The sequence below is a fragment of the Streptomyces sp. NPDC018045 genome (genome assembly GCF_044327445.1).
Classification (GTDB): domain Bacteria; phylum Actinomycetota; class Actinomycetes; order Streptomycetales; family Streptomycetaceae; genus Streptomyces.
Map to the genome: position 1 here is coordinate 71,792 of NZ_JBIRFL010000009.1, position 17,318 is coordinate 89,109.

A 17,318-nucleotide genomic window follows, 5' to 3' on the forward strand; every position below is an offset into this window, starting at 1 on the left:
CCGTCCGCCGGGCCTACCGCACCGCCACCAGCACCGCGTCCTCGCCGAACTGCCAGACCGGCGCGGCGTGCCGGAAACCGGCCCGGCGCAGCAGCCGTACGTGGTGGGACAGCGGCAGGCCGTTGTGGACGCGGTGCGGGGTGTGCCGGGCGCGGCGGGCGGTGAACGGGTCGGCCAGCTCCGGGTCGGCGGCGGCCGCGGCCCACCAGGACGCCCAGTCCTCGCGGCCGGGCGGCCGCTGCCGTTCGGCCCGCCGCAGCCCCACCTGCGCGGCCACCTCCGCCGCCCGGTCCCCCCGCGGGCTGCGGAACCGGTCGCTGTTGACGAGCACCCCGCCGGGCCGGACCAGGCCGGCCAGATCCTCGTACGCCCGGCGCAGCGCGTCCGGCGCGAGGCAGTGCAGGGCCGTCGACGAGACCGCCGCGTCCAGTGGGCGGTCCAGGCCCAGGGCGCCGGTCCAGCCGGCCGCGCCGACCGGCGCCTCGACGAACCGCACGGCGTCACCGTGGTGGGCCCGGCCCAGGGCCAGCAGGACGGGGTCCTTGTCGACGGCCACGAGGTCCGCGCCGGGCAGCCGCCGGGCCAGCCGCGCGGCCAGCGAACCGGGCCCGCACCCCAGGTCCAGGACCAGCGACCGCGTCTGCCGGCCGGTCACCTTCTCGACGGCGTCGGCGACGACCGTGAAGCGCTCCTCACGGTCGATCGCGTACCGCTGCTGCTGCCGTTCCCACCGCCGCACCCACAGCGCGGCCGTGGCCGTGCTCAGTCCCATCCGCTCGCGCCACCTCAGCCGTCTCGCACCTGTCCGCCCGGTGGCTCTCAACCTACAGGTGAAAACGGTTTCCAATGGCGTGCTGTCACTCCAAAGGGGTCAGGCGCACGTCCGGGCCGGGCGGCGCCCCGCTCAGGCGTACGCCCCCAGCACCTCCAGCAGCCGGTCGATCTCCGCCGGGGAGTTGTACGCGTGCAGGCTCACCCGGACCGAGTGCTGCCGCTCGCCCCCGCTGCCCTGGCAGAGACTGTCGGACCGGACCATGAAGCCGTGGTCGAACAGCCCGAAGCCCAGGTCGCCCGAGTCGATGCCGTGGTGCCGGAAGGTCACGATGCCCTGCCGCCGCTGGACGTCCGCGTCGGCCGCCAGGCTGCGCCGGCAGCCCAGGACCTCGTACGCGGGCAGGTGCCGCAGGCCCTCGGTCAGACGGGCGGCCAGGGCGCTGGTCCACCGCCCGACGCGGCCGGTGCCCACGGTGTCGAGCCATTCGAACGCGGCCAGCAGACTCCGGACGCCGGTGGTGTTGGGACTGCCGTCCCACCCGCCGGGCACGAAGGCCGGCCCTCGCGCGTTACGGGCCCACACGGCACCCGAGCCGGGCAGCGCCAGCGTCTTGTGCCCGGAGAAGACGGCGAAGTCCACGTCCAGCTCCGCCAGCGACACGGGGATGTGCCCCACACTCTGCGCCGCGTCCAGGCAGATCGGCACGTCCGGCCCCACCGCCTGCCGGATGCGGTGCACGTTCATGTCACCGCCGTAGACGTGATGGACGTGGGTGACCGCCACGAAGCGGGTCCGCGGCCCGGCCAGTGAGGCCAGGGCCGCCGGGTCGTAGTCGCCGGACCCCGCCTGGTACGGCATCGGGCGGACCCTGATCCGCAGGCCCTGCCGGGCGAGCAGGTCCCGCACCTCCAGCCACGGGACGATGTTGGCCTGGTGGTCGGCGAGCGGCACCACGATCTCGTCGCCGTCGGACAGGTGGCCGGCCAGCCAGTCGCGCGCGACGGCGCGCAGCCCCGCCGTCGCCCCGCTGACGAAGTGCACGCCGGAGCGCTCCGGTTCCGGGTCGCCCAGGAACTCCTTGATCCGCCGGCGGGTCTCCTCGATCAGTACGGTGGTCCGGTTGGCCCAGGTGTAGGTGCCGCGTCCGGCGTTGGCGTTGCCGGTGGTGAGGTAGTGCTGCACGGCGTCCAGGACGGCCTGCGGCTTCTGGGTCGTGGCGGCGCTGTCCAGATAGGCGAGCTGCGGGGAACCGGTGATGATCGGGAACTGGGCGCGTACGCCGGTGTGCCAGGCGTGCAGTTCGTCCAGGGCCGCGGTGGCGAGCGCCTTCGTCGTGGTCATCAGCCGTCACTCCCGTACCAGCGGGGCGTCCGCGTCGCGCCAGGCGATGATCCCGCCGCGCAGACTGCGGACATCGGGGTGGCCCATCCGCGCCAGCAGCGCGGCGTACTTGGCGGACTGCTCGCCGACCGGACAGGCCAGCAGGACGGGGCGGCTCTTGCTGAACGGCAGCCCGCCGCGCACCAGTTCACCGAAGAGCTCGTCGACGATGTTGACCGAACCGGCGATGTGCAGCGCGGTGTAGGCGAACGGGCTGCGCAGGTCCACGACGAGCGGCCGGTCGCGCTCGATCCACCGGAGGGCCCCCTCGACGTCGATGTCCGGTGCCCCGCCCACCTCGGCGTCGGACAGGGTGGCGACGGAGTTCGGCTGCGGCGGCCGGCCCAGCAGCTCGGGCCGCCGCTGCCGTACGTAACCGAGATAGCTCTCGATGCGGTCGCACACGATGAACACGGCGGTCCGGCGCCCGGCCGGGCGGTCCGGTTCCGGCACCGGCCCGGTGTCCAGCTCACGCAGGTGCCGCACGGCGCCGAAGTACGCGGCCCCGCTGGTCGGACCGGCCAGGATGCCGCACCGCCGGGCCAGGGTCAGCATCCCGTCGATCGCCTCGTCGGCGGTGACGGAGGCGATCGTGTCGTACGTCCCCGGGTCGAACAGGCCGACCTCCTGCACCTCGTCGATGGTGCGGATGCCGGGCACGAAGTCCGCCTTGTGCGAGACCAGCCCGACCACGTCCACCCCGGGATCGTGCTCCCGCAGCACCCGGGCCACCCCGGTCGACGAGCCGGCCGTGCCCACACAGGCGATGAACCAGTCCGGCGCCCGGCCGTCCAGATCCTTGATGATCTCCGGGCCGGTGCCCTCCACATGGGCCTGGGTATTGCGGTCGTTGTAGTACTGGTCCGTGTACAGGTACGCGCTTCCCGGCTCGGTGAGCGTCTGGTGGAAGTGGGTCAGCGGGTCGTCGGTGTTGGTCGGATCCAGACACTCGGTCTGCCCCGGCAGCTCCTCGACCTCCGCGCCCAGCAGCAGGAGCAGGTCCTTGATCTCCGGTATGCGCATCCGGTTCGTGACGGTCTTGAACGGCACTCCGTGCATGCCGGCGAGGACGGCCAGCGCCTTGGCCGTGTTGCCGCTGGACAGTTCGACGACGGTGCGGTTCTCGTCCGCGGCGGCGGCCAGCCCGGGCCGGACCATGTTCCAGGCGGCCCGGTCCTTGATCGAGCCGAACGGGTTGAGCATCTCCAGCTTGGCGTACAGATCGATGCTGCGCAGGCCGTGCACGGACGGATCGATGCGTACGAGCGGGGTGTTTCCGATGGCGTCGGTGATGCGCTCGAACCTCATGCAGACCCTTTCGTCCGGCGGTTCACGTACGGCCAGTACTGTTCGTCCAGGCACCAGTGCCAGGAGGCGTCCTCCTGGCCCGCGGCGTCCGCCGGCCCTTCCTGCCATACGGCGACCTTGCGGGCGACGGGCTGCTGCTGGGCCTCGTCGGCGCTGAAGTCCATGCAGTAGCCGGCGGTGTTCGCGAAGGCCAGCAGGTCCCCGGGGCGCGGTGCTTCGGGCAGGTGGACCGCGCGGCGGGTGATCATGTCAGCCTCCAGGCAGAGGTTGCCCGCGAGGTAGCACGCCACCGGTCCGGCGTCCGGAGCGCCGCCCGGCGCGGCACGCGGGACGAGGACCGGGTCGACGAGGACGCCGTGTTCCTCCAGCCCGATGTCGTCGGCGTTCGCGTCCAGCCGCACCAGGAGGTGACCGGGGTCCGTACCGGCGCCGGAAGCCGTACGGTCGGCCGCTTCCGCGCGGTCCGTGGCTTCCGTACGGCGCACCTCCAGCACCCGCGCCAGGGTGACCCCGCACTGGTCCACCAGCGCGCGCCCGGGCTCGGTGTGCAGCTCGTACAGATTCTCCAGCAGCAGGGTGGCCAGTGGGCGCCCCAGGGAGGGCGCGGGGAGCGACAGCAGCGCGTCCAGGTACCGGGCACCGGCGGTCGGGCGGTGGGCCGGGTACAGCGCCAGCGCGCCGCGCAGGGTGCCGTTCTCGTTGCGCAGGCCGTAGGTGTGCCGACGCCAGGTCATGGGTGGGCGGGTACCCAGCGCGGCATTGGTCAGTTCCGTCGTGTACCGCTGCCACTGGGCGCCGTCGGCGAGGTAGTCGGTGCCGAAGCCGCCGCCGATGTCGACGGCGCGCGGGGACAGGCCCCGGGCCCGGCAGATGTCCAGGGCCTTGACGCACCCTTCGAGCGCCACCGCCTTCTCGGCCGGGCTGGTCGTGTCGAGGTGGTAGCCCACGCCGGTCAGCGCCACCGCGTCGCTGTGCCGTTCCACCGACTTCAGCAGCCCGTCCAGCTCGGCTTCCGCCGTACCGAAGCGGCTCTGCCGGGTCAGCAGCTTGACGCCGGGGGCGCAGAAGCCGGAGAGCCGCAGCAGGACGCGGACGCGGGGGAGGCCGTGATCGCGTACCAGCGCGGCCAGTTCGGCCAGCTCCAGCGGGCTGTCGATGTTCACGGTGGTGCCCGAACGGGCCGCCAGCCACAGGAACTCCGGGTTCTTCGGCCCGGTCGCCATGACGCGGTCCGGTACGAACCCGGCCCCCAGGGCGTGCTGGAGTTCGCCGAGGGAGGCGACGTCCACGGCCGCTTCCGTGGCGGCGAGCCGGCGGATCAGGGCGCTGGAGCGGTTCGCCTTGTGGGCGAAGAAGATGCCGCCGCTGAGGTGGTGCTTGCGGTAGACGGCCCGGAAGGCGGCCAGGTTCTCGGCGACGCGGTCCGGCAGCACCACGTTCAGCGGCGATCCGAGCCCGCCGGCGAGTGTATGGAGAAACGTCCTTGCGCGCAGCAGGGAAGCCAGCCGGGACTCCAACCGCGGTTCGAGGTACAAGGGAACGTCCATACGCAATACTTCCCCCGGTACGGACCCCAGGCCACCTCATCCGCGGAACCGGCCGGGACGGACCGGCCGCGGCCCGGCCGGTCCACGGCCCGTCACCCGGCTGCGGTGCGGGACTCCGTCAGGTGCCGGACGCCGGACCGTACGGCCCAGAAGAAGACCGCGAGCGCGAAGGCCGCCACGACCAGCGAATCGTAGGGCGCCGGCAGCCGGGCGGAGCCCTCGAAGCTGCCCAGCCAGGACAGCACGGTCAGCACCGCCAGGTACGTCACCAGCCAGGCGCCGGTGCGCAGTTCGGCGCGCAGCGGCAGGCGGCGGCCGGCGCCGTCCCGGTCGCCGACGGCGTCCGCCGCGCCGCCGGAGCGCCGCATGGCCAGGAAGACCAGCAGTCCGGCGAGGACCAGCGGCAGCGCCAGGCGCAGGGTGTGCCAGCCCGACCAGTACACGAACTCGCTCGCCACCACGAAGCTGACGGGCGCGATCCAGCGCAGGCCGGGCACCCAGCCGGTCGTGCCGCTCCCGGGGTCGGCGAGGAAGACCGCCGCGGCGACCGCGGAGGCCCCGTAGATCAGCAGGTACATGTTGCCCATGACGGCGACGATGTCCTGCCAGCCGCCGAACGGCAGCAGGAAGATCACGATCACCGCGAGGTTGATCGCCAGCGCCCGGCGCGGCACGCCGAAGCGCTCGTTCACCTTCATGAAGAAGCGGGGGATCGTACGGTTCTTGGCGAGCGCGTAGGTGTGCCGGGCGTTGATGGCCACGCCCACGTACGCCGAGCCGCCGGGGGAGATCACCGCGTCCGCGTACAGCAGGCTGGACAGCCAGTGCAGATTGAGAATCAGCGCGAGCTGCCCGAACGGGGACTCGAAGGAGACACCCTTCCAGCCGCCGCCGAGCACGCTCTCGGGGACGGTGAACAAGAACGCCACCTGGAGGGCCAGATACATGGCGACCGCCAGGGCGATGCCGGTGAGGACGGCGGCGGGGATGGTCTTGCGGGGGTTGCGGGCCTCGCCGGAGAAGTCCAGTGGCGCCTGGAAGCCGTTGACCGAGTAGACGATGCCGCCGCCGGCCAGCGCGGTCAGGCAGGCGGCGTACCCGTACGGCGCGAACCCGCCGTGGTCGGTCAGGCGGCCGTGGTGCCAGCCGGAGGCGATGAGCGCGATCACGGTGACCACCGGTACCGCGATCTTGAACACCGAGACGAGGTTGTTCAGCCGCGCGAACATCCGCACCGCGTACCAGTTCAGCGCCGTCAGCACGACGCTGAGCGCGGCGGCGACGCCCACACCGGCCAGGGTCAGGGTGTGGCCGCTGTAGAGACCGGGTACGTAGTGCGCGGCGTACTGCATGATCGCGCTGATCTCGGCCGCGGTGCCGCCCACCGAGAGCAGCACCGACCAGCCCACCAGGGTGCCGACCAGCCGGCCGCTGGCGAACAGCGGCCAGCGGACCGTTCCGCCGCCCTCGGGCCGGGACGCGCCCAGCTCGATCATGACCAGGGCGACCAGGCCGCACAGCAGCCCCGCCCCGATCCACGACAGCAGCGAGGCGGGGCCCGCCGTCTGGGCCGCGTACAGGGCGGCGAACAGCCAGCCGGACCCCACGATGTTCGAGAATCCGATCGCGGTGAGCCCCCAGAACCCCAGGTCCCGGCGCAATCGGCGCTCCTGCGCCACCACGGGCGCACCGGCCTCGTCGACCTCACCCGTCACCTGACGTTCCGACACCGAACTTCCTCCCTGATGTCCCTCACCGACCGTCGTACCGTCCGCCGCCGATGCCGGACGTGCACATGCGGATTCTGCCGCTCCGCCGAGGTGAAGTCGCACGTCACCACGCGCGGCCGGGCGGCAGGTGTCCGAATTGCCGGTTAAGGGAACGGGCCTTCGGCGGCAACCGCGGTGGCACGCCTGCCGGGAGGGAGGGAGATTAAGGCTGTATGAAATCTGCGGGCGGGTGTTCGATTCGATGCTCGATCCGTCGCGCGATCTGCCGCGCTCCTCGCCGCTCGGTCACGGCGGAAGGGCGGCCGAAGGGCGGCGGGGCGCGGCCGCCGGCACCGCGCCCGCCGTCCGCGGAGCGCCCGCAGGTCAGCTACGCAACGGCCCCTCGCACGTGTAGGACGCGCTTCCGGCCCGCCCGTCGGACCAGACGTCCACGGCCCCGAAGAAGCAGTCCATGTCGGCGAGGTTGTCGGCGGCGGCACCGGCCCGGTCCAGCAGGAAGTGGTCGACGGTCTCCGCCATGTCGGCGAAGACCCGGTCCGCGTCGCGGGCGTCCGAGAGGTTGGCGGTGATCCGGCCGGTGCAGGTGAACCGCGCCCGGCCGCCCGTCTCGCCGCTGCCCGTGCAGGCCGGCGTGAGGTACGTGGCCGTGGCGAGGGCCGCCCGGACCTCGGACGCCTCGGCGAAGCGCAGTGCGACGACCGGGGTGAAGGTGGTACGGGGCACGTACAGGTCGTCGGCCTGGGCGAGCTGCGCGTCGAGGAACGCGTCGTAGGCCCGCTGCAGCGCGGCGTCCGCGCCCAGCCGGCTCCGCCACGCGTCGAACCCCTTCGGGTCGTCGGCGCGCTGGTAGCCGTACATCTCCCGGATCAGCGACGGGTGCCGCTGCCACAGGAACGCGAAGAAGGTGCCGGCGTAGTCGTAGAAGCGGAAGCCGTCGCCCGCGTACGTGGCGTGCAGCAGCCGGTCGACGCTCATCCGCGGGCCGCCGCCCGCCGTGTCCGCGATGATGCCCTTGACCAGCGACTTGCGTACCTTCACCCCGTCGTCGCGGGTGCCGCCGGCGAAGAACTCGGCGGTGCCCTCGTCCATGGCCGTGGTGAGGTCGCCGGTGTACCAGGGCGCCTCGCCGAAGCTGCCCGGTACCGCCCAGCGGCCGTTGAGGTAGTGGGTGTACTCGTGCCGGAACAGCTCTTCGAGGGTGAGTGTGGAGTCCTGCGGCACGCGCCGCTGGTAGGTGTAGAACGTCGCCCCGTTCTCGATGTAGACGCCGCCGTTGTCGGTGCCCATGCCGGTCAGCAGCGGGTGCATGATCTCGTACTCGGCGCGGGACGCGTACAGGTGGACGTGCAGTGTGGCGTTGGTGTCGCCGGCCAGCGGCGTGTCGGTTCCGAGCACCCGGAAGAACTGCGCCCTGACCTTCTTGCTCGCGTAGTAGAGCTGGTCGACGGTGGTCCGGTCGAGCGCGGTGCGGACTTCGAGGGCGCCCCGGTCGTAGGTGTACGTGTGGGGGAAGATCTCCTTCTCGATCTGCGGGCGGCAGACGCCGTGGCGCGCGCAGACGCCGTAGTGGTTCAGCCAGCCCGCCACCGCGGCCCACGGGGCGCCGCGCCGCCCGAAGTTGGTCTCCGCGACGGCCAGCAGGGTGCCGAGGTCGCTGACGACGGCGGGCTTGAGGGCGTCGATCTGCCCGAAGCGGCCGTACTCGCCGAGGGCGTCGCGCACCGCCCAGGCGTTCACCGTCCCCTTCAGGTGGGTGTGTCCGGAGAAGGCGCGGAAGGCGGCGCGGTACGGGGCGTCGGCGGTGACGGCGGCGCGGAAGGCGGTGTCGTTGTTGCCGGGGTACACACCGAGGTAGTTGACGGTGAGGGCGGCGAGGGCGGCGCCGCCCCACGTCGGGTCGGTGGCGGTCGGCGCGCCGGGCCCCATGGTGCCCAGCACCCGGCGTATCAGCGGCAGTTGGTGCCGGCGCAGCCCGGGCGCGCTCGCCGTGGTGAGAGCTTCGCGCAGCGTCTCGGCGTTGTGCCGGGTGGGTTCGAAGGTGCGGGCCGCGGTGCCGTACGCGGCGACGGCCGTCCGCATCGCCTCGACCGTGGGTGCGTCCGTCACGTCGATCTCGGCGCGCGAGAAGTCGTGGTAGACGACGGCGTGCAGGTAGGTGAAGAGCTCGTACAGGTGGGTGGCGTCCGTCCCGTCGTGGCCCGGCGCGAGCGCGCTGATCCGGCGGGACAGGGCCTGTACGTGCGCGCGCGACATCACGGGGGCGAGCCGGGCGTCCCAGGTCCATAGCAGGCCGCGCAGGCAGCCTTCGGCGGTGACGGCCGGGTCGGTGAGGAAGTCAGCGAGGGCCTCCGGGGCGAGGCGGGTCAGCGCGTCCAGGGTGCAGGGAGCCGTGGTGCTCGGGGAGCGGGGCGTGTCGGAGGTGTTTCGCACCAGGTCGCCGGGGATGCGGCCCCGGGGGACCAGGCCGTTGCCGGGTGGCAGGTCCCGCGCCGCCGGCTCGGGGGCGTCGGCGAACCGTTCGGCCCGGTCGGTGCCGCCCGCCTCGGGGGTGCGGGCCGCCGCCGACGGGGCGGCAGGCGGCCGGCCGGGGGCCGCTCCGTGGGCGGTCTGAGCCGCGGGGAGTACGAGACCCACCGACAGGGCGGCGCTGAGCAGGCCCTTGCGCACAGTGCGTAACGGAAACACCGGCTGCTCCTGGGTAGAGGCGTATCGGGCACGGGACGGGCGCGCCAGCCCAACTCGCCCTTCCAAAGGGAGAGTTGACGTCGCGTCGGGCCGTCGCGCGCCCCGTAACCTAGTAATGTGACATTGCACTGACAACCCGTTGGCTACGCCTTTCGGTCCCGCGACTGCTCAGCGCCCCGCGGTGCTGCCGCCTTCAGCGCCCCGGAGCCGGGCCTGGGCCGGGACCGCCTTCCGGCCGCCCCGTCCGGCCCGCCGCGCGGCGGGCTCCGCCCCGGACCGCGCCCACAGCGACCGCACGTGCCCCAGATGGCGCGCCATGCACGCCTCCGCCCCCACGGCGTCCCCCGCCAGCGCGAGGTCCAGCAGTTCCAGGTGTTCCTGCGCCGAAGGCAGCAGCTCACCGCGTTCGTCGAGGCCGGTCAGCCCGTACAGCCGGGACCGCTTGCGCAGGTCGCCGACGGTCTCCACGAGCCGCGCGTTGCCCGAGAGCGCCAGGAGACCCAGGTGGAAGCGGCGGTCCGCCTCCAGGTAGCCGATGAGGTCATGGTCGCGCGCGGCGCGGACGATCTCCTCGGCGAGCGGTCGCAGCGCGGCCAGAGCGTCGCGGGAGGCCTGTCGGACCACCCGGCCCACGGTCGGCACCTCGATCAGGGCGCGGATCTCCGCGAACTGGTCGAGGTCGCGCTCGCTGACCTCGGTGACCCGGAATCCCTTGTTGCGCACCGGCTCGACCAGCCCCTCGCGCGCCAGGTCGAGCATCGCCTCCCGTACGGGCGTCGCCGAGATGCCGAAGCCGGCGGCGAGCGCGGGGGCGGAGTGCACGGTGCCGGGGCGCAGTTCACCGGCGATCAGCGCGGCGCGCAGGGCGTGCGCGGCCCGGTCGCGCAGCCGCTCCTGGCCGGTGAGCGGTCCGAGGTGCTGCACATCGCCCCCTGGGTGGGCCCCTCGCGGGGGACTCCGTACCGGCGTCGGACAGGGGACCAGCGTACAAGGTGACGCTATGTCAGGGGTGGGGGCGGGCACCGGAAGACGGCCCCGGGCCGGCCGGCTCAGCGGTGGTCGAGGACTCCTGGGCCGCCGAGCGCGGGGACGGCACCAGGCGGCCCTGGGACGGGGTGGCGCCCGGCCCCGCGTGGGCGTCGAACGACGACCCCGCGTACCGCGTGTCCAGTACGGACAGCGACCAGGTGGCCGGGGCGGCGAGCGCGGCCAGACAGCCGGCGGCCAGGCCGAGCCGGCCGAGCAGGCGACGGCCCGACCGCAGCCGGAGGACGAGCGCCGCGGTGCCGAGCAGCCCGGCCGCCGCGACGAGCGGCGTCAGCCACGGCGCGAAGCCGGTGTGGCCGACCGCGAGATACCCGGCCCAGGCCGCCTGCAGGGCGACGGCGGCGGGCAGGGCGGCGCGGGCGGCCCGGCCGGCCCGGTCCGTACGGTGGACGCGCCACATCGCGAGGAGTCCGGCCGCGCCCAGGGCCGCGAGCGCGGGAGCCAGCCCCGCCACGTACGCCGTGTGCGGTACGGGGAAGACGCTCAGCACCGCCGCCGTGGTCAGCAGCCAGCCGCCCCACATCACATATCCGGCGCGCGTCCGGTCCGTACGGGGGCGGTGGCGGCTCCGGGCCAGGCCGAAGGCGAGGCCGAGCAGGGCGAGCGGGTAGAGCCAGCCGATCTGCCCCACCAGCCGGGTGCCGACCAGCTTGTCCGGGGCGTTGTTCTCCGGGTCCGAGGCGGTGATGCCGCCGCTGCCGGACTTCGCGTCCGGCCCGGTGCCCGGAGCCGCGCCGATCGGGACGTCCGACTGCCCGGAACCGTTGCCCGGCTGCCCGAACCGGCCGAACCCGTTGTAGTCGAAGACCATGGAGAAGGCGCTGTTGTCCGAGGTGCCGGCCACGTACGGGCGGACGTCCTTGGGCGTGAACGTCATCATCAGCACCCAGGACAGCGACACCGCGCCCAGCACCGCGCCCGCGGTCAGCAGATGGCCGAGCCGCCGGCGGAGCGTGACCGGCGCCGCGAGCAGGTACCCCACGGCGAGCGCGGGCACGATCAGCCACGCCTGCATCATCTTGGCCTGGAAGCCCAGCCCCACCCAGACCCCGGCGAGCAGCAGCGACCCGAGCCGGCCGCCTCGCACGGCCCACTGGTACCGGTCCGCCGCCAGGACCAGGCACATGATCAGGGACGCGTCGGGAATCGCATGGCCGAACATGGACGCGCCGATCGGCGTCAGGACGAACATGCCGGCGGCCAGGAGTCCGGCTGCCGGGCCCTGCCAGCGGCGTACGACGCGGTACATGACCAGGACGGAGATGACGCCCTCGACGCACTGCGGCAGGGTCAGGGCCCAGGCGTGGAAGCCGAAGAGGCGGGCGGAGAGGGCCTGCGGCCACAGGAAGCCGCCGATCTTGTCGAGGGTGATCGTGGCGGCCGGGTCGAGTGTGGTGAACAGAAAGGCTTTCCAGCTCTCGGCCATGCTGCGGGCGGCGGTCGAGTAGTACGGGGCCAGGCCGCTGCTGGTGATGTTCCACGCGTACAGCAGCCCGGCGAGCGCGGCGATGCCGAGCAGGGCGGGCCGCGCCCAAGGGGGCTGGCCTTCGGGTGAGCGCCATAACTCCCAGCGACGGCGCGGTCGTTGACGGGCGGCGCCGTGGCGGGGTGCGGGCGTCGCGGCGGCGGAGGCGGGCGGCGGGGGCGTGGGCGCGGACATGGCGGAGCAGGGCCTCCTGGTCGCGGAGTACGGGCGGGGACGGTATGTGGCGCGACGTCCCGTGCCCGTGGGGCCCCGCACGTGATGGCCGGGGGCGGGCCGCACCGGCCGGGGTGCGCGTGCGGGCCCGCCGTGCTCGGCCCCGGTGGGCGAAGGCGCCGTCCGTGCCGATGGTGGTCCGCTGTCCCGGGACGGGCAAGAGGGGCGGGCGGCCGGCCTTTGTCCGGGAGCTGACCGCGCAGCTCAGCGGGGCGGACGACGCGTGATTCCGGACAACGCCCCGGCGCCGCGCGGTCGTCCCGGTCGTCCCACGTGAATCCGTCGGCGGGCTGCTACGGAGTGTCGGTGCCCCGCGGCGCCGAGCCGTCGGAATCGTCGTCCGCGGGCGTCGAGCCGTCGTCCGCAGGCGCGGAACCGTCCGCCGCGCCCCGCCGGTCGGTCGCCGGCGGGCCGACGGTCAGTTCGGCGACGGCGCCGCCGTCGGGGGCGTTGGAGAAGCGCAGGGTCGCACCGAGGACGCGTGCCTGGCCCACGGCGATCGTCAGCCCGAGGCCGTGCCCGCCGCTCTTCCTGCCGTTCCGGGGGCGGGAGCGGAAGCGCTGCGGTCCCTCGGCGAGCAGTTCGTCGGGGTAGCCGTCGCCGTGGTCGCGCACCGTGACGACCGGCCCGTCCACGGTCAGGACCACCGGCTCGCGGCCGTGCTTGTGCGCGTTGGCGACGAGATTGCCCAGGACGCGCTCCAGCCGCCGCTGGTCGGTCTCCACCCGGCAGTCCCGCACCACCCGGACCTCCGCCGCCAGTCCGGTGGCCCGTACCGCGCGCCCGGCCAGCGGCCCGAGCCGGTGCACATCGAGGTCGGCGCGTTCCACCTCGGCGTCCAGCCGGGAGATCTCCAGCAGGTCCTCGGTGAGCCGGCGCATGGCCCGGACCCGTTCCTGGACCATCTCGGTGGGCCGCCCGGCAGGCAGCAGCTCGGCAGCCGCGTGCAGGCCGGTCAGCGGGGTGCGCAGCTCGTGAGCGACATCGGCGGTGAATCGCTGCTCGCTGTGCAGCTTGCTCTGCAGGCTCGCGGCCATCGCGTCGAGCGCGGCGGCCACGGCGGCGGTCTCGTCCCGGGCGTACCCGGGGCAGCGCGCGCGGGGGTCGTCCACCCGCGCGTCGAGGTCGCCGTCGCTGATACGGCGCGCCACCTGCGCGGTGCGGTGCAGACGCCGGGTGACGCCCCTGGTGGCGTAGAGGCCGACGACGAGGGTCAGGGTGATGGCGACGGCCGCCGACCCGATGATGGCCCGGTCCAGGGCGCTGATGACGGCCGCCCGCTGGCTGTAGTCCTGGCCGACGGCCAGGGCCTTTCCGTCGGCCGGTGTCACCGCCCACATCGTCGGACGGCCGCCGTGCCCGCCGAGCTGGGTGCCGCGCTCGCCCCGCCGCGCCATGTCCCGCAGCGCGGGCGGCAGGTCGGGCGGGTCCAGTCGCGCGTCGCGGCCGAGCGGCTCACCGGCGACATACGTCTCGACCACCGCGTCCAGCCGGTCCAGCGCCGCGTTCCGGGCCTGCTCCTCGGTCTGCCGGCTGACCAGGACGTGCACCAGCACGCCGAGCACCGAGGCCAGGAAGCAGCACATGACCATGATGAACAGGGCCGCCTTCCATCGCAGCGTCGCCGTCCACGACGGCAGGCGCCGCCACCGGTGCGTGCGCGCCCCCGCCGAACCGGCGCTCACCGTACGGCCCGAGGGGAAGCGGACGGCGGCGCGGCGGCCACCGGAGCCCTCGCGAGCGCCGGCGGCCGGGCCTGCGTCTGCCCTGGGAACGGCCGGGAGCGGGGGAGGTACACAGTGTTTCCAGTCGGTGGTCACGGAGGCGCGGGCCAGAAGGGAACCTTACGTCGAACATGATGTTGGCTCCCCTCCGTTGCGGCAATCCGGCGATGGCGTAACAAACGCCCATAAGAGAGTGAGCGGCGTCGTTACTGTCCGTAGTGGCCGCCCGGGTGTCCTGCCCGCACTGGCCGCTCCTGTGCGGCGCGCAAAGCGTGGCCCGGGACGCTGCCTCCGGGGCCGCGTCGTCTCAGGCGCGTTCCGTCCCGGCCGCGGCCGCCGCCTTCACCAGCGTTACGGCGGCAGCGCGGGCGCGCAGCGCCGTGTCCGGGGCGCCGTTGATCGTGGCCGTAGTGATGGCGCCGTCGATCAGCAGCGCCAACTGCTCGGCGAGCGCCGCCGGATCACTGACGGGCAGCTCCCGCACGAGTCCGGTGAGGTACGCGTACACGGCGTCCTTGTGGTCGCGCGCGGCGCGGGCCACGCCCTCCGAGACGGCGCTCAGCTCGCCGAAGGCGTTGATGAAGGCGCAGCCCCGGAAGCCCGGCGTGGTGAACCACGTGTGCAGCCAGTCGAAGACGGCCGCCGGCGCCTCCTCGGGCGTGCCGGCGTGCTCCTTCACGTGGTCGGCCAGGGCTGCCCGCCAGCGCTCGTCGCGGTGCCGCAGGTAGGCCGCCACCAGTTCGTGCTTGGAGGGGAAGGACTGGTACAGCCGCTTCAGGGACACTCCGGACGCGGCGCGGATCTCGTCCATGCCCACGGCCTGGATGCCGCGTGCGTAGAACAGGTCCTCGGCGGCGTCGAGGAGCCGTACCCGGGCTTCTTCCTGATGCACAAGGGCCTCCCGCTGTCGCTGAGAACGATCGTTCTCTACAGTAGCGGACAGCATGGAGAACGACCGTTCTCCGTGTGGTTCCTCCTGCAAGGAGTCCGTCATGACGCCACGTCCCCCACTGCCGCCGTTCGACCGGGAGGGCGCGCTGAAGAAGGTCCGGGCCGCCGAGGACGCCTGGAACACCCGCGACCCCGAACACGTCGCCCTCGCCTACACCGAGGACTCGGTCTGGCGTAACCGGGACACGTTCCTCACCGGCCGTGCCGAGATCACGGCCTTCCTCCGCGAGAAGTGGTCGCGGGAGCTCGACTACGCCCTGCGCAAGGAGCTGTGGTCCTTCCAGGACGACCGGATCGCGGTGCGTTTCCAGTACGAGTTCCACGACGCCGCGGGCCAGTGGTGGCGCGGCTACGGCAACGAGCTGTGGGAGTTCACCGCCGAGGGGCTGATGCGGCGCCGCGAGGCGAGCGTCAACGACGTGCGGATCGGCGCGGCGGAACGGCGCATCGTCGGCCCGCGTCCGGCCGGCGAGACCCGGGACCGCATGCCGGTGTGGTGACCTGAGCCCCCATGGCCGCGGTGCCGCAACGCGTTCCGTCCCGCCGGGAACCCCGGCGGGACGGAGCCGTACGGTGGCCCGGCGCGCCGTCGACGACGGGCGCGCCGGTGGCCGGCGTCGGATGACGCTTACTTCACGTTGATCGCGGTCCACGCGGCCGCGACCGTCTTGTACTCGGTGCTGCTGGCGCCGTACAGGTCGGCGGCGGCCTTCAGCGTGCCGGTACGGGCGCCCGCGTACTTCGTGGTGGAGGTGAAGTACGTGGTCAGCGCGCGGTACCAGATCTTCTCGGCCTTGTCGCGGCCGATGCCGGTGACCTTCGAGTTGTCGTAGGTCGGGCTGTTGTAGGTCACGCCGTTGATCGTCTTGGTGCCGCTGCCCTCGGAGAGCAGGTAGAACCAGTGGTTGGCCGGGCCCGAGGAGTAGTGCACGTCGACGCCGCCCAGCGACGAGGACCAGTAGTCCTTGGACGCGCCGTCCTTGGAGGGCTTGTCCATGTAGCGCAGCGGCGTGCCGTCACCGTTGATGTCGATCTTCTCACCGATGAGGTAGTCGCCCTTGTCGGTGGCGTTGTTGGCGTAGAACTCGGTCGCCGTGCCGAAGATGTCGGACGTCGCCTCGTTCAGGCCGCCGGACTCGCCGCTGTAGTTGAGCTTGGCGGTGGCGGCGGTGACGCCGTGGCTCATCTCGTGGGCGGCCACGTCCAGGGAGGTCAGCGGGTTGCTGTTGTTCTGGCCGTCGCCGTACGTCATGCAGAAGCAGGAGTCCTGCCAGAAGGCGTTGACGTAGCTGTTGCCGTAGTGGACGCGGGAGTAGGCGCCCTTGCCGTCGTTGCGGATGCCGTTGCGGCCGAGGACGTTCTTGTAGAAGTCCCAGGTGACCGCCGCGCCGTAGTGCGCGTCGACGGCCGCGGTCTGCCGGCCGCCGCCCCACTTGTCGTCGGCGTCGGTGAACAGCGTGCCGGTGCCGGATGTGCCCTGGCGCAGGTCGTACGTCTTGTGGCCGCCCCGGGCGCCGTCGGTCAGGTTGTAGGTGCTGCCGCTCTTCGTCGTGGTGAGCGGGACGGTGCCGCTGTACGTGCTGGTGCCCGTACCGGTCTCGATCGTCTCGTCCTGGAAGAGCTTCTTCCCGGTCTTCGCGTCGGTGACGACGTGCAGTTCGCTCGGCGTGCCGTCCTTCTGGACGCCGGTGACCACGGTCTCGTACGCCAGGACCGGCTTGCCGGAGGCGGCCCAGATCACCTTGCGCGGCGCGTCCTTGGCCGCGGCCTTGCTGTTCTTCTCGGCGGCGGAGGCGGACAGCGCGCTCTTCTCGGCGGCCCTGGCCGGCTGCGCGGCGTCCGTGGTGGGCACGGCTATCCGGGCCTGCGTCGCCTTGTCGACCGTACGCGTGCCGTTCTTCTTCTCGTGGACGACCAGGTCCCCGCCGAGGACCGGCAGGCCCTCGTACGTGCGCTCGTAGCGCGTGTGCACCGTGCCGTCCGCGTCCTTGATGACATCGCGGGCGACGAGCTTCTCCTGACCGCCGAGGCCGATCTCCCGCGCGGTGCCGGCGGCTTCCGCCTGGGCGCTCTTGATCGCGGTCACGCGCTGCTGGGCGGACAGCGCGACGGCGGAGGCGCCGGTCGCGGCGTCGGGCTGCGCGGTCGCCGACCCGGCCTGGACGGCGACGGCCACCATCGCGGCGGAGGCGACCAGGGCGGCGGTCCGGAGGGTGTACGTGCGGGGGGTGGAGGTCATGCGTCTCAACTCAGTCTCCTAGCGCGGGCCGTACGGATGCGGCCCGAATGAGGGGGAGGGCGAGCCCTGTCGGGCCGCCCGGTGGTGCAGGAGTGAATCGAGAGGAGAGTGCCATCACCCGACCGTGTTTGTCAGGGCTTCAACAAGGATTTCACAGGGGGTTTGCCGAAATGCGGTTGTTTGTCGCCGATTTCTGGTCGGTAGGGGACCGCTTTTGTGAACAGCCTGTTGCG

The 17,318-nt window shown here is 73.0% G+C and carries 12 protein-coding genes; 1 reads left to right on the forward strand and 11 read right to left on the reverse strand.

Going from position 1 to position 17,318, the window contains the following annotated elements; all coding sequences use genetic code 11:
• Positions 1-13: 13 nt before the first annotated feature.
• The 10 genes from ACH4EB_RS21755 to ACH4EB_RS21800 all read right to left on the reverse strand — a co-directional run bounded on the left by ACH4EB_RS21755 (position 14) and on the right by ACH4EB_RS21800 (position 14,787).
• Entirely contained in the window at positions 14-772 is a 759-nt protein-coding gene (locus ACH4EB_RS21755) for a class I SAM-dependent methyltransferase (protein WP_398349192.1), read from the reverse strand.
• A 132-nt stretch (positions 773-904) separates the two neighbouring features.
• Positions 905-2,116 carry an aminotransferase class V-fold PLP-dependent enzyme gene (locus ACH4EB_RS21760; RefSeq protein WP_398349193.1) on the reverse strand — a complete coding sequence of 404 codons (1,212 nt, stop codon included), beginning with the start codon at positions 2,114-2,116 and terminating at the stop codon, positions 905-907.
• 6 nt (positions 2,117-2,122) lie between these two features.
• A complete protein-coding gene (locus ACH4EB_RS21765; protein WP_398349194.1) occupies positions 2,123-3,463 on the reverse strand; it encodes a pyridoxal-phosphate dependent enzyme in 1,341 nt (446 codons plus the stop codon).
• Complete coding sequence (locus ACH4EB_RS21770) at positions 3,460-5,010, reverse strand: Y4yA family PLP-dependent enzyme (protein WP_398349195.1); 1,551 nt, start codon at positions 5,008-5,010, stop codon at positions 3,460-3,462. Before ACH4EB_RS21770 ends, ACH4EB_RS21765 begins: the two co-directional genes overlap by 4 nt.
• A 92-nt stretch (positions 5,011-5,102) precedes the next feature.
• The gene (locus ACH4EB_RS21775) at positions 5,103-6,740 is read right to left on the reverse strand and encodes an APC family permease (protein ID WP_398349196.1); all 1,638 of its coding nucleotides are present in this window, start codon (positions 6,738-6,740) and stop codon (positions 5,103-5,105) included.
• Positions 6,741-7,103: 363 nt separating this feature from the next.
• Entirely contained in the window at positions 7,104-9,425 is a 2,322-nt protein-coding gene (locus ACH4EB_RS21780; protein ID WP_398349197.1) for a collagenase, read from the reverse strand.
• Positions 9,426-9,593: 168 nt separating this feature from the next.
• A complete protein-coding gene (locus ACH4EB_RS21785; RefSeq protein ID WP_398349198.1) occupies positions 9,594-10,349 on the reverse strand; it encodes a GntR family transcriptional regulator in 756 nt (251 codons plus the stop codon).
• Between the two features lie 79 nt (positions 10,350-10,428).
• Positions 10,429-12,132: an ArnT family glycosyltransferase gene (locus ACH4EB_RS21790; RefSeq protein ID WP_398349199.1), complete on the reverse strand. Its 1,704-nt coding sequence runs from the start codon at positions 12,130-12,132 to the stop codon at positions 10,429-10,431.
• Between the two features lie 332 nt (positions 12,133-12,464).
• A complete protein-coding gene (locus tag ACH4EB_RS21795; protein WP_398349200.1) occupies positions 12,465-13,856 on the reverse strand; it encodes an ATP-binding protein in 1,392 nt (463 codons plus the stop codon).
• A gap of 346 nt (positions 13,857-14,202) precedes the next feature.
• Entirely contained in the window at positions 14,203-14,787 is a 585-nt protein-coding gene (locus ACH4EB_RS21800) for a TetR/AcrR family transcriptional regulator (protein WP_398349201.1), read from the reverse strand.
• A gap of 100 nt (positions 14,788-14,887) precedes the next feature.
• Here ACH4EB_RS21800 and ACH4EB_RS21805 point away from each other — a divergent pair, with 100 nt between their 5' ends.
• Entirely contained in the window at positions 14,888-15,346 is a 459-nt protein-coding gene (locus tag ACH4EB_RS21805) for a nuclear transport factor 2 family protein (protein WP_398349202.1), read from the forward strand.
• 128 nt (positions 15,347-15,474) lie between these two features.
• Here the strand turns inward: ACH4EB_RS21805 and ACH4EB_RS21810 are convergent, their stop codons facing one another.
• Positions 15,475-17,085 carry a M4 family metallopeptidase gene (locus ACH4EB_RS21810; RefSeq protein WP_398349203.1) on the reverse strand — a complete coding sequence of 537 codons (1,611 nt, stop codon included), beginning with the start codon at positions 17,083-17,085 and terminating at the stop codon, positions 15,475-15,477.
• Between the last annotated feature and the right edge of the window lie 233 nt (positions 17,086-17,318).

Coding starts and splice junctions, on each gene's coding strand:
- ACH4EB_RS21805 (WP_398349202.1), top strand. CDS start 14,888: ATGACGCCACGTCCCCCACTGCCGCCGTTCGACCGGGAGGGCGCGCTG.
- ACH4EB_RS21770 (WP_398349195.1), bottom strand. CDS start 5,010: ATGGACGTTCCCTTGTACCTCGAACCGCGGTTGGAGTCCCGGCTGGCT.
- ACH4EB_RS21810 (WP_398349203.1), bottom strand. CDS start 17,085: ATGACCTCCACCCCCCGCACGTACACCCTCCGGACCGCCGCCCTGGTC.
- ACH4EB_RS21760 (WP_398349193.1), bottom strand. CDS start 2,116: ATGACCACGACGAAGGCGCTCGCCACCGCGGCCCTGGACGAACTGCAC.
- ACH4EB_RS21790 (WP_398349199.1), bottom strand. CDS start 12,132: ATGTCCGCGCCCACGCCCCCGCCGCCCGCCTCCGCCGCCGCGACGCCC.
- ACH4EB_RS21755 (WP_398349192.1), bottom strand. CDS start 772: ATGGGACTGAGCACGGCCACGGCCGCGCTGTGGGTGCGGCGGTGGGAA.
- ACH4EB_RS21765 (WP_398349194.1), bottom strand. CDS start 3,463: ATGAGGTTCGAGCGCATCACCGACGCCATCGGAAACACCCCGCTCGTA.